The organism is Pantoea sp. PNA 03-3 (genome assembly GCF_003201175.1).
GTDB classification, from domain to species: Bacteria; Pseudomonadota; Gammaproteobacteria; order Enterobacterales; family Enterobacteriaceae; genus Pantoea; species Pantoea stewartii.
On the sequence record NZ_QICO01000002.1, the window covers coordinates 605154 to 617882 of the forward strand.

Annotated in this window: 10 protein-coding genes; 4 read left to right on the forward strand and 6 right to left on the reverse strand. The window is 57.9% G+C overall.

The annotated features are described in order from the left end of the window. Window positions 1-25 precede the first annotated feature (25 nt). The 5 genes from iutA to iucA are packed head-to-tail and all read right to left on the reverse strand — an operon-like array spanning window position 26 to window position 7992. On the reverse strand, window positions 26-2221 hold the full coding sequence (gene iutA / locus C7433_RS09240; protein WP_039339017.1) for a ferric aerobactin receptor IutA: 2196 nt from the start codon (window positions 2219-2221) through the stop codon (window positions 26-28). Window positions 2222-2248: 27 nt separating this feature from the next. Continuing rightward, complete coding sequence (iucD, locus tag C7433_RS09245; protein WP_039339019.1) at window positions 2249-3583, reverse strand: NADPH-dependent L-lysine N(6)-monooxygenase; 1335 nt, start codon at window positions 3581-3583, stop codon at window positions 2249-2251. A 3-nt stretch (window positions 3584-3586) separates the two neighbouring features. Next, window positions 3587-5320: an aerobactin synthase IucC gene (gene iucC / locus C7433_RS09250; RefSeq protein ID WP_033739082.1), complete on the reverse strand. Its 1734-nt coding sequence runs from the start codon at window positions 5318-5320 to the stop codon at window positions 3587-3589. After that, the gene (gene iucB / locus C7433_RS09255; protein WP_110268062.1) at window positions 5320-6267 is read right to left on the reverse strand and encodes a GNAT family N-acetyltransferase; all 948 of its coding nucleotides are present in this window, start codon (window positions 6265-6267) and stop codon (window positions 5320-5322) included. Before iucB ends, iucC begins: the two co-directional genes overlap by 1 nt. Continuing rightward, on the reverse strand, window positions 6268-7992 hold the full coding sequence (gene iucA, locus C7433_RS09260) for an aerobactin synthase IucA (RefSeq protein WP_146212557.1): 1725 nt from the start codon (window positions 7990-7992) through the stop codon (window positions 6268-6270). A gap of 132 nt (window positions 7993-8124) precedes the next feature. On the opposite strand from iucA, the gene C7433_RS09265 reads away from it, so the two are divergent. The 3 genes from C7433_RS09265 to C7433_RS09275 are packed head-to-tail and all read left to right on the forward strand — an operon-like array spanning window position 8125 to window position 10705. Continuing rightward, a complete protein-coding gene (locus tag C7433_RS09265; RefSeq protein WP_110268063.1) occupies window positions 8125-9330 on the forward strand; it encodes an MFS transporter in 1206 nt (401 codons plus the stop codon). A gap of 15 nt (window positions 9331-9345) precedes the next feature. Then, on the forward strand, window positions 9346-10236 hold the full coding sequence (locus tag C7433_RS09270; RefSeq protein ID WP_110268064.1) for a siderophore-interacting protein: 891 nt from the start codon (window positions 9346-9348) through the stop codon (window positions 10234-10236). A 37-nt stretch (window positions 10237-10273) separates the two neighbouring features. After that, the gene (locus tag C7433_RS09275) at window positions 10274-10705 is read left to right on the forward strand and encodes a GFA family protein (protein ID WP_039339024.1); all 432 of its coding nucleotides are present in this window, start codon (window positions 10274-10276) and stop codon (window positions 10703-10705) included. Between the two features lie 72 nt (window positions 10706-10777). Here C7433_RS09275 and C7433_RS09280 read toward each other — a convergent pair whose 3' ends face one another. Further along, window positions 10778-11656 (reverse strand): LysR family transcriptional regulator, encoded by an 879-nt coding sequence (locus C7433_RS09280; protein ID WP_033739074.1) that lies wholly within the window; start codon window positions 11654-11656, stop codon window positions 10778-10780. Window positions 11657-11754: 98 nt separating this feature from the next. Between C7433_RS09280 and C7433_RS09285 the strand changes: the two genes are divergently transcribed. Continuing rightward, on the forward strand, window positions 11755-12261 hold the full coding sequence (locus C7433_RS09285) for a phenolic acid decarboxylase (protein ID WP_033739073.1): 507 nt from the start codon (window positions 11755-11757) through the stop codon (window positions 12259-12261). The last annotated feature ends 468 nt before the right edge of the window (window positions 12262-12729 follow it).

The window sequence follows — 12729 nt, forward strand, 5'->3', positions numbered from 1 at the left end:
CGCAACACCGGGCAAGAATACCGACTCAGAACAGCACGGAGTAGTTCAGACCAAACGTCCGTCCCCGGCCTTTGTACTGATACAGCGACGGTGAACCATAGGTCGGGCTGTAGTACAGCGGCGCGCGCTGGCCCCATACCGTGGTGTAATCACGATCCAGCAGGTTTTCCACGCTGAAGCTCAGCTTGCCGACAGGCAGTTCATAGCTGCCAATGAAATCAACAGTGGTGTAGCCGTTGATGTTGTAGCCCGCGTCGTCGCTGAGATTAAACGAGGTAGTGCTCTGCACCTTCAGGCTCCACGGATCCGGCGACCAGCCAACATAGGCGGTCGCTTTCGACGGGCTGGCCACTTTCACGTCATATTTTCGCCAGCTGCCATCCACTTTGGACTCGGTTTTGAGCACGTTGAAGTTTGCTCCGGTGCTCCAGTCGGTGTCCGGGATAAAGTAATCCACGGCACCTTCCACCCCGTAAATGCGGCGCTTATCGTCAACCACGCTGATCGTCAGGTCCTGATTCTGCTGCACATTCTTGTCTGACAGCGAGTAATAGGCGCTGAGTTGCGTACGCAGATTATCGCCGGTATAGCGCCAGCCCAGTTCCCATGAATCGACTTTGATGCCCTGCAACTTGCTGGCATCCACATTAACGCTGTTGGTCAGCGGGAGATTGCCGTTAACCGCCCGGCCATAGGTGCCGCGCCCGTAATATTTGCCTGGATCGGGTAGCTCAACGCCCTGCGAGAAGTTAAACCAGGCCTGCTGCCGCGCCGTGATATGCATCAGGATACCGGCGTTATACAGGAAGTTATCGTAATCGGTAGAGCCGCCTGGAATCGCATCGGCCGAGCGCGCGGTACCGTTGGCAATCGCCTGCTGCTGAGCGTAACCGACGAAATCATCCACCTTGTTTTCGGTGTACTGATAGCGCACACCGCCACTCAGCGTAAACGTCTCATTGATGTCGTAGCTGGACTGCAGGAAGGTCGCCAGATTAGTAATGTCATAACCCGGATAACGGCCCGTGGTGTAGATGCTCTGGTTGTTCAGCCCGCCCGAGGCTGCAGACTGGCCCAGATCAAAGAACATCTGGTTGGAACTGAAACGCTCATGATCGGCGTCTACGCCGTAGGTCAGCTGCAGCCCATCGACCGGCTTACTGGTGATCGCCAGCTTACCGCCGTACTGATCGGTGTTCTGCTCTGAGGAGGACAAACTGGTGACGCGTCCGCCGGACACCGTGGGGAACGGATAAAACGCCAGTGACTCGTCCCGGTAGTAAACCTGCCCCACCAGCTCCTGACCAAGAAAATCAGTATTGGAGTACTGCAGGCTGACCAGATGGCGTTCGGTGCCGGGAAGGCGGTCGGAGTTCAGCCCTTTGCGGGTGTACGCGGTGCCTCCGCCCGTTACTGCGGAGAAGTTACGCCCAAGATAGAGGCCATAATCGTCATCGCCCTGACTTTTGTAGTACTGCGTGACCAGCTGCAGTTGCTGGTGGTCATCAATCTCCAGCGTGCCGGTGCCCATAATATCCAGACGATCGGAATACTGCAGGCCCGTCTGGGTATTGTCCATCAGCAGTGAGTCGCCCTTGCCATCATACCAGCCGCCAAACTTTTGGTAGGCAACGGACAGGCGTCCGGAGGCACGATCGGTGCCGCCGGAGAGGGCAGCCGCCACGCGTTCATCATGGTCTTTGCTACTGTTGAATCCGGTTTTGGTGCCGGTTTCAAACTCAAACTGGGTCCCTGGCTGGCCTTTTTTGGTCACGATATTGATCAGGCCACCGGTACTGCCGCCGCCGTATAGCGAGGTGGAACCGGAGATCACTTCAATATGATCGATATTAAACGGATCGATGGAATCCAGCTGACGGCTGTCGGTACGCGAGGAGTTAAGGCGTACGCCATCTACCAGCACCACAATAGCGCGACCACGCATGTTCATACCGTAGTTGGTGCGGCCCTGGCTACTGACGTCCAGGCCCGGTACCAGTTGTGCCAGCGCATCTTTAAACTCTTTTCCGCCCTGGACCTGTTGCTCCAGTTCGGCCCCTTCAATCACCCAGGTGGTCTGTGCCATTTCCGCCACGGTGCGGTGCGTACGGCTGGCGGAGACAACCATTTCATTCTCACTGGTTTGCTGTGCCACCGCCGGTGCCATCATGGCTAATAACAGCGGATTAAGCAGCCAGATATTTTTGTTTTTAGTCTTCATCGTCGTTCCTGCATGCGAGGTTAAGGTTTACCCCAAGGACTCGGTATAGTTTTGAGTGGATGCAGCACCCTGCTGCGGTTTTTCCCGGCTCGCGCTGCGCCACTGAATCAGGGCAGGCGGCGTGCTGAGATCGAACAAATCACGCCCCAGCGCGCGATTCAGAATACGGGCGGAACGCCAGGCCATCAGGCTGAGTTGCGGTTCAGCGATGCCGTGCGTTTGCATACTGGCGTTGACCGCAAAGATGTTAGTGTCCCTGGGTCCGTTCCACTCCAGCGTGAAATCTTCGCGCACGCTGAACGTGCACTCGTCTTTCATGGTCAGGCGGCTCATCAGCGGTGACAGTAGCTCGGGCAACGCCGGGCGATAACCGGTGGCAAAAATCACCACGTCGCACTCAATCAGGTCATAACCCTGATCGAGCTGATGCTGTAACTGTAGCTGCCAGCATTGCTGATGGCGGGTCAGTTCCACCACCGAGCGGCTGGGAAGCAGATGCGCATTGCGCGGCTGCCCCAGCACCTCAAAGCGATGATACAGCTCGCGATAAATCGTCAGCAGCGACGCTGCCGTAATGCCATCCGAAGTCATCTTTTGCTCATCCAGCATGGTCTGGCGCGCCTTCTCACTCAGGCCGACAAAGCTGGATACGTACTCAGGGGTGAAATATTCATTGGCAAAGGCCGCTTCGTCCAGCGCGTTAAAGTTATTGCGGCGCGACACCCAACTGACATTCGCCGGCTCACCCCACTCTCCCCGGAAGGCGTTCAGGAACAGATCGGCACCGCTCTGCCCTCCGCCGATTACGGCAACGCGTTTGCCGCGCAGATCCGGCTTGCGCAGGCTCATCTCACTGGCGTGGAAACAGGTCGCACTGATGCGGTTGACGCACGGCGGCAGATAGGGTTGTTTACCAATACCAAGACAAATATTGCGTGCGTAGCGCTCACCGTCATGGCTGTGAATCACGAAACGCTGTTTCGTGTCGTCAAACTCGATGCGCTCCACCGTGTGATTAAAGTGCAGGTTATCCATGCCCTCGGCGGCCCAGCGCAGATAGTCAGAAAACTCATCCCGCGATACGGTTCGCAGCTCTGCCGTCATAAAGCGGTAGAATTTCTTACGCTTCACAAGGTAGTTCACAAAGCTGAACGGGCTGGTGGGCGCAACTGCCGAGACCAGATCTTTTAAGAACGAGGTCTGCATATGGCAGTCCGGCACCAGCATGCCGGGATGCCAGGCAAAATCCGGCCGACTGTCTAAAAACGCACTGGTAAAACCCTCGGCTTCGTGTGCCAGCGCCGCGATACTCAGGTTGAACGGGCCAATACCGATGCCAATAAAATCAACAGTGTTTGTCATGATTCAGTCCTTGGTGACCAGCCACAGCGGGTTTTGCAGATTTTCCAGGTAAGTGGGCAACATACGGCTCCCGCCATCCTGATCGGGCCAGGTGAGCTTTACCGGGTTCAGCACGACGCGAATGATTTGTGGCTTGAAGAGGGAGAAAAGCGCAAAGCGCGCCGACAGCTGCGGGTGCGCCTGCATGTAATCGCTCAACACTGCGGCAAGCAGTTGGTAAAAGCGCCGCTCGGGTACGCCAAGGCGCGCCATCAACGGCGAAATAAAACGCAGAACCGTAACAAAATGTCCGGTTTGCAGGTCATGAATCAAATAGTCCGCGCTCAGGCGGGCCGTGACATCACGGACCGCCTGAGGCAGAGAGGCCATCTCGGGAAAATCGTCCTTCACCAGCCGCATGTCGCCCTGAAAATCCTTCAGCAGGACGCGCTGCGGAATACTGTCTTTCATCGCCAGAGTAATATTTTGTCCGTGCGCGATCAGCGCCACGCCGTAACGGCACAGCAGGTGATACAGCGGCACGACGACCACGCGAAACATCTGACTGAGCCAGGCCTCGGCGCTCAGGCCCGAGCGGGCAATGTAGGCACCGATAAGCGGCTGTCCCTGCTCATCGCACTCCATCAACGTCGCCATCAGAATCGGCGTTTCGTCCTGATGCAGCCAGCGCGCAGGATTTTCGCGCCAGATCACGCCCAGCATTTCCTGGTAGCGATAGGGGGCTTCGGCCAGCGCGGCGTAACCTTGATGAGCGACATAGCCTGCGGCCGGTTCGCCCAAAATCACCGCCCCGCTTTGCTGCAACGTTGCATCAGTGGCAAAGACATGTTGTAACCAGCGCGAGGCCAGCGGGCCCGCCGCGATGTATTTGCCAGGAATGCCGCGATAGCAGGAGGTGTTGTAGATCGTCAGCGGCAGTTTGATATCCAGTCCGCCCTGACGGCTGGCGTTGGTCAGCGTGCGCAGTGACTGCTGTGCCAGCCACCGATCGCCAAACTCGCCCAGCGAGACCATTTTGCCAGTGGCCAGATCCGCGACAAAATCGAGTGCGATTTTTTGCTGCCATTGCCAGGGATGAACCGGTAACGGCAGCCAGCTGTCGTCCAGTCCCTGCGCCTGCCAGGCCTCGGTGAACCGGGCGTATTCGCCGTCATCCATCGCGGCATGCAGTAGTTGCTGGATGTCCAGCGCGCTGTCGCAGCGCCAGACCAGATGCTCACGCTGAACCGCCAGCCAGTGCAGGCGGAACGTGTTCAGGTATTCCGGGGCGTAGCGCGCCAGTGCCGCCAGTCCCCAGCCGCGTCGGCCTTTGTTGAAGACAAATTTGGGATGGCCGCTGAGCAGGCACTGCAGGCGGTCGGCATCCAGATCGATAAGCGCGTCCGCGCTCATTCCCTGACGCGCCTGCATAAGCTGAAGATCGCCGCGCAAGGTGGCGTAGAGATCCTGCATATGCTCCGCTACCGTGGCATCGCTCATCGACAGCACCGGCTGTAACTGGCAGAGCAGGGTCTGGGCCAGTACCGGCGTATCCGCACAACGCAGGCTTTGCGCATCGATCCATAGCCAGCCCCAGATGCCGCGCTCGGCGGTGAAGTGCCACTCAGCGCCCGGCAGGCTGATGCAGTAACGGTTATCGCCCTGCGCCTGGGCCTGAAAGACCTGCTCGTACTCCAGCTCGGCCAGCATTTTCGCCACCAGCTGACGGTTCACGGTTTCCCATGCGTGCGGATTCATCACAGGCCCACCTCGCTGAAGAAGCGGGCACGCCGGGTCATCACCAGGCGAGAGCGCTTGTGAGGGAAGTCGAACTCTTTAACGGTGGCATAGCCCGCAGGTGCCAGATGACGGAACAGGCGCTGATTATCAGCGCGTGGCTCCAGCACCAGGCGCTGGGTGTGCGGGTTATCTAGGAACAGGTAGTGGCTGATACCGCGCAGCCAGCTCTGCACATAGTGCGGTCCGCGCCGCTGCGATTCGCCCACCAGCAGGTGCAGGCCGCGGTCATACGGCTGCCAGCTGTAGTGGCGTCCGATACGGTCTTCGGCGGCCCAGTAGATTTCAAAGTAGCTGAAAGGCGCATCATCAAAACAGCCAATCAGCGGAAAGGCATAGCTGCTGGTGAGCTGGCGTTGCAGGTAGGCGGTCTGCACTGCCAGCGATCCGCTCTGCTCCCAAAAATAATCCACGCGCGGATCGTTCATCCAGCGGGTGAACATTTCGGCATCCTGCGCAGGATCGGCCACGCGGAAACTCAGCGTCCGGCGCACGCGCGGATCGTAACGGCGATAGACTTCGCCTTGAGGACGCGGCGGACGCTGGGGGAAGTAAATCTCACGTTCGGCATCAAAGACCATCTCGCCGGACGCCTGCTGAGGCGGCGTGGACAGCCACAGCGGCAGTTGCCAGAAGGCCTCGCGGTGCACGATATCGCTTCTCAGCGCGGCAAACAGGGCCAGCGCCTGCCGCTCTTCCCGCCATTCGGCATAGGGCAACACAATGGCGGAAAGCGACGGAGCCGCGATAAACATCTGATCCAGCGCATCACGCAACCAGCTTTCGGCAAGCGGGCCGGTATAATGCAGGACCGCACTGTTGTCCTGTCCCCAGCCCAGATTCAGGGCCTTACCAGACTTCTCGCAGCGCAAACCGTGGCCGCTGTGAACAATCGTTGCCTGAGACATTTAGCGCTCCTGAGACAGAAGGGGATTAGTGAAGTTGAAGTAGATTACCGACGGATCGACGATGGTGTTTTCATTGTGATCGTGCAGGTAACAGAAGAAGTTGCCTTTCACATTCCAGTGCGGACTTTCCAGCACGTAATCGAGACAGTCCGTGTGCGTGACCTCGCAACGCAGCGCAGACAGCGCATCACGTACGCGCGCCATCAGGTGCATTTCGCTGTCCATGCCCGCCGCGCCCAGTGCCGCCGTGACCGCGAACGTGGAATTCACTAACAGGTAATAGGGGAAATAGCGCAGCAGCTGTTCGCGGCTAAAGACGTTTTCTGCCTGCGCTTCGCTAATCTCATCCAGCCAGCCTGCGGCGTGCGGCATAAAGGCGCTGCCCTGGCAATCGCGATAGATCAGGCCAACCGGCAGGTCTTGTGCCATTTCCACCAGGATATTTTGCTGATGCGCTAACAGCACCAGTCCGTAATCGGCTTCGGCCGTAAACAGCGGTTTCAGCACCTGCTGGCAGTATGCGTCCACCCAGGCATGGGCGGCCTGTTGTTCGCTGATACGCAGGCGCTGGCTCAGGCGCTTAACCGCCGCCGTCAGCAGTGCGTCGCCGCCGTCCGGCGCGGACTGCGTCAGGGAAACCAGCACGTTGGTCTGACTCTGCGGCTGGTCGACAATCAGGTTTTCACGCAGGGCGAACAGGCTCTCTTCCCTGATCGTGCCCTGCATATCACGCAGCCCGACCCAGCCGTCTTCCTGCATCACACGAAACGTCGGGAAACGCGCCTGCATCGCCTGCCAGCGCGCGGTCTGCGCCAGCCGCGCCAGCCGCATGCCGCGTTTGACTTCTTTCACCGATAAAGTGCGGACGGAGTTAGTGAGTCGCACGCTCAGCGAGAACTTGATCATGTCACGACTGGTCGCGCAATAGAGCGAGCGTGATGACGTGGTGGGCAGCCAGGATGTTCCCGCCTCACCCAGATCCTGTAGCACTCCTTTCTCCATCAGTTGCTGACACCAGCTCTGCTGCAGCAAATAGTCCGCCTGCCAGGGATGCAGCGGGAATAACCACCGCTGGTCCGTCAGCGCATGCAGCAGCTGCGGTGCGTTCTCGGCCGCAAAACGCGTCAGGCGCTGCTGTAAGTTCAGTTTCAGGCTGTCGCCCGCCAGGTAGTCTTTATCCACCGCGAACCAGCGCAGCGGAAAATGCGGGGCAAAATCGGGCAGGTAGCGTCTGGCCTGCTGCGGCGTGAAAGGTTCGTGCGATTTGGGGGCAGGATGGAAAGCGTGCCCGACCAGCAGCGCCTGTTCGGCCTCGGCAAAATTGAGTGCGTTTTCGCGCAGGCCGCACCAGTCATGACGGGACGCCGCCGCTTCGCGGGTGTGAGCATGACTTTGCATTACGCGCTGGTAAAACGCCTCGCAGCCTGCGACGGGCAGCGCGTGCTGGTGTTGTAACTTATCGACAATCAGCCTGGCGACGGTTTCAAACGTCACCGGCTGGCTGCCACGCTGCGTCACCAGCCGGGCCGGAAAGACAAAACGGTGGTGCTGCGTCGGAGAAAAGTAAGCCACCTTAAAGTGTAAGGTCTGCTGTTCATCCAACGGGATCGTCAGTTCGGCGGGGTCACTCTGGCTCAACTGCCAGTCCCTGGTTTCACGGATCAGGGCGTTCAGGAAGCATTGTGCCGCCACATCCCTGGCCCCATCATGCGTTGATTGTATCATTATCAAACAATTTCCAGTCGTTATGATAATGCGAATTCTGCCGATAACAGTTCTCATTATCAACGACAATTGTTAGAATTGGCAGAATAAATTTTACAAATACATACAACAAAGATACGGGTTAGCAACATCGTGACATCTCCTGAACTGGCCATGACGCAAAAAAAAGCGTTAGCAAACTGGCCTTTAGCCATCAGCGCCGGGTTGCTGGGTGTGGGACAAAATGGCCTGCTGGTCGCGATTCCGGTGCTGGTTGCTCAGACCAGCCTGAGCCTGTCGGTGTGGGCAGGACTGTTAACGCTCGGCTCCATGTTGTTTTTGCCCGCGTCGCCGTGGTGGGGAAAGCAGATTGCCCGTCAGGGAAGTAAACCGGTGGTCCTGTGGTCGCTGGCCGGTTACGGCACCAGCTTTTTGCTGCTCGGTCTGGGCTGTGCGCTGCTGTCTGTGCAGGCCGTCAGCGCACCGATTGGATTAGGCATATTAATTATTGCCCGGGTTTTTTATGGTTTGATGGTATCGGCCATGGTGCCCGCCTGTCAGGTATGGGCGCTGCACCGGGCGGGCGAAGAGAAGCGCATGACGGCGCTGGCGACCATCAGCTCCGGCCTGAGCTGTGGCCGACTTTTTGGCCCCCTCTGCGCAGCCGGAATGCTGGTGATTCATCCGCTGGCCCCGCTGGCGCTGTTGGTGGTGGCGCCGCTGCTGGCGCTGGCCCTGTTGCTGCCGTTACAACGTTCGGCCCCGCAGCCAGCGGTGACGCGTAAAAACGCCCGCCTGCGCCCTCATTGCCTGCCCTACCTGCTATGCGCCCTGCTGCTGGCTGCCACCGTCAGCCTGATGCAACTGGGGCTGTCTCCGGCGCTGGCCCGACAATTTGCCGGGCAGACGGCGGCGATAAGCCATCAGGTTGCCTGGCTGCTGAGCGTTGCCGCCATCGCGTCACTGGGTGCGCAGTTTCTGGTGTTGCGTCCGCAGTTACTGACGCCGCTTTCACTGTTAATCAGCGCCGGGATCCTGATGGCGCTGGGCCTGGGCATGATGCTGACCACGCCGCTCTGGCTGTTTTATGTCGGCTGTGCCGTGATGTCGTTCGGTGCGGCGCTCGGCACACCCGCCTATCAGTTGCTGCTCAACGACACGCTGGCAGACGGCGCCGGAGCAGGCTGGATCGCCACCAGTCATACGCTGGGCTATGGCTTGTGTGCCCTTCTGGTGCCAGTGATCACGCACTCGCACGGCGAAGCCGCGCTGATTGCCGCCGCACTCACTGCCGCCATGCTCTTTATTGCCCTGTCGGGGCTGATCTGGCGTTCACGATCAGCCTTATCGGCTCATTAACCACAAGGAACGACGATGGCTGACGTCCCTGCTTACCGCCTTTTTGAGGTCAAACTGGCCCGCAAACATCACCTTTCACCTTCGATGCTGAGCCTGGTGTTTAACGGGCCCGACGTGGCACAGATGAAATCGGATGCGCCCGACCAGCGGATTAAGATTTTGCTGCCTGCCGAAGATGGCAGCCTGCCCGACCTGCCCAATAACGATGAGTGGTACCAGACGATTCTGTCGCTGCCCAAAGCGCAGCGGCCGCTGCTGCGCACCTATACGCTGCGCAATCTGGATGTCCAACGTGAGGAGCTGACCATTGAGTTTGTCAGCCACGGTACAGAAGGGCCGGCCTCGGCCTGGGCTATTAACGCGAAACCAGGCGACAGCCTGGTGATCGTTGCGCCTAATGCGGCTTTTGAGGCCGACAGCGGTGGCTATGAATGGACGCCGCCAGACGGCCTGCGCAATGCGCTGCTGATTGCCGATGAAACCGCCTTGCCTGCCGCGAAAGGCATTCTGGAATCGCTGGCCCGCCAGCCCCATCCGCCCCGGGTTCAGGCTTTTTTTGAGGTGCCGGATGCTGAGGATTGCGTCGATTTACAGGCGTACGCGTTTGCTGACATTGTGTGGTTGCCCCGCAAACCTGCGTTTGCTTCACATGGTGAATGCCTGATCGCGGCAATTCAGTCCCAGGTCAGCGTACCCGATGGCGGCCAGCAGCAGGCCGTGCAGGAAGAGGAAGACGGTGAGTTACTGTGGGATCGTGCGCAGGCGCGCAACAATGAATTTTACGGCTGGGTGGCCGCCGAATCGACCGTCGTGAAACTGCTGCGTCGCCATCTGATTGGCGAGCGCGGCGTTGATCGCGAAGCGATTAACTTTATGGCGTACTGGGCCAAAAAGCGGGCACACTAATCGTCTTCTTAAGCGCATTTTCTTCAGGGAAGCCAGCATGATTTCAGGACGTTGTTTATGCGGAACGGTGGTATTCAGGCTGACACAAAAGCCCAGTCATTTTTACCGCTGCCACTGTTCGCTGTGTCGTCGCCAGACCGGCACGGGCCATAATCTGGCGACGATCGTTAATGCAGACCACTTTCGCTGGTTGGCCGGTGAAACCTTCATCGCCAGTTGGCGTCGCCCGCAGGGATACCGCAATGACTTCTGCAGGAACTGTGGATCCACCGTGCCGAACGACTTACGTGACCGGCCGCTGATCTGGCTGCCGATTGGCCTGCTGGATGACGATCTTGATCTGCATTGCGCCGGCGACTATTGCCTGGACGATGCCCTGTCGTGGAGCGGTCATCCGGTTGAAAACCGCCATCAGCAGGCTCCTGACTCGCTGGATGCCCTGCTTCACGCCCTGCACGTCACACCGTAAATCCAGTCCGCCGCGTAACTGGCTCACGAAAGCTGTGCCGTGGCGGATCGTCTGCCCGGCCCGTGGCGCCCGTTACGGTACGTCCGTTTGCGGTGCCGTTTTCAGCAGGTCAAGTAAGGTCGCGATGGGCGGATCCAGCATGATAATGTCTTTTTTAATCAGCAGATGCAGCGTGGTGGCGCGGCGCACCCCATGCCGAAGCGGCAATATCTTCAGGATGCCCTGTGCCAGTTCGTGACGGATGCGCTCCTGCGGAATCCAGCCATAGCCCACCTGATGCATTACCGCTTCTACCGCCGCGTCAATGGTTGAGAAAGACCAGTAATCGCCACTGCTGCTTTCATTCTGCACTGTAAAATGTTCGCGATCCGCAATGCGAATCAGCGGATACCGCGCCAGTTGTTCCTCATCCAGGTCTACGCCGCATTGATGCAAGGGGTGATCGCGGTGCGCCACCGCGACAAAATCCACGTTCATCAACCACTCGCCCCGCCCGGCCATATCCTGACGCTGGGTTACCACCATCACATCGGCCTCAGCATAATCGGTATCGGTTTCGAGCACTTCGGTGAGATTAATTTGCGTGTGTGGGTGGCGTTGCTGAAAGGTTTTCAGGACAGCGAACAGGCGGCGGCGCGGAAAGATGCTGTCCACCACCAGATCCAGTTTGGTTCTGACGCCGCTGCGTATGGCGCCCGCATACGCCTCCAGCGAATGAAACGCCTTAAGAAGCGGCCGCACCTGCGCCAGCAGCAATTCACCGGCGGGCGTAAGTACCGCTTTGCGCCCCTCAATGTGCAGTAAGGTGATGCCAATACGCTGTTGCAGCATGGCAAGATTGTAACTGACTGAGGACTGGCTGCGGTTGGTCAGGTCGGCGGCTTTTGCAAAGCTGCCTTCTTTCATAACCTTATCCAGCAGGCTCCATTGTTCCAGCGTGGTTTTATGCATCATCAATCCATTTTTTGAATGGTTTTCATCATAAATTAGCGTTTTTAATTCATAAAGTGAATGACTAAGCTGGACTCACCAACAGAGGAGAACGAAAGATGAGCAGCTTCGACAAACACAATCTTGACGGTTTCACAGGTAAACATCTGGTTTATACCTACGACAACGGCTGGAATTATGAGCTGTACATTAAAAACGAAGACACCATTGATTATCGTATCCACAGCGGGATGGTGGGTAATCGTTGGGTCAAAGACCAACACGTTTATATCGTCAGAGTCGCGGAAAATAGCTATAAAGTGTCCTGGACCGAACCTACCGGCACCAGCGTCAGCCTGATTGCCAACATGAGCGACAAGCTGTTCCACGGCACCATTTTCTTCCCACGCTGGGTCATCAATAATCCTGAACGTACCGTCTGTTTCCAGAACGACCATCTGGACGAAATGGCGAAATACCGCGATGCGGGCCCAACCTACCCAATCGAAGTGATCGATGAGTTTGCCACGATTACCTTTGTACGGGATGCCGGAAAAAATAACGAAGACGTGATTGCCTGCGCGGCAAGCGAGCTGCCGGCGAATTTCCCTGAAAACTTAAAATAATCACCAGGCAGGAAAGGGGCTAAGCCCCTTTTTGTTCACCAAGACGCACACAGCAATACGATTCCGCCAATGCAATATGGCCCGGTTGATCTTTACTGGCGGTTATCCCTGACCGGTTCCTTTCCCTTATCACGCCTCTTTTATCCTGTCCGGACATCCACCTCTGTCCGTACCCTCTCCCCGTACACCTGGCGCAAAACAGATCTGTGCACAGAACTTTTATGTGCCTCACACGAAGCCGATTGATAAAGACGGCAGATGCCGTCATCCTGCTTTAAAAGCCGGTAAGCACAGTTCGTCAACTGTGTGAAAATAGCCTGTGACAGTCGTCAGCAGAAGATATTGCCCGGCCACCGCAGCGCGACCACGTTATTTGCGCTGAGGCGCATGGCGTTGCAGGTAAAGCGCAATCGCGGTCGTTCACCTGAGAGCGACGGTGAACGCTAGCTGGAACAGGGCGTGTTTAAA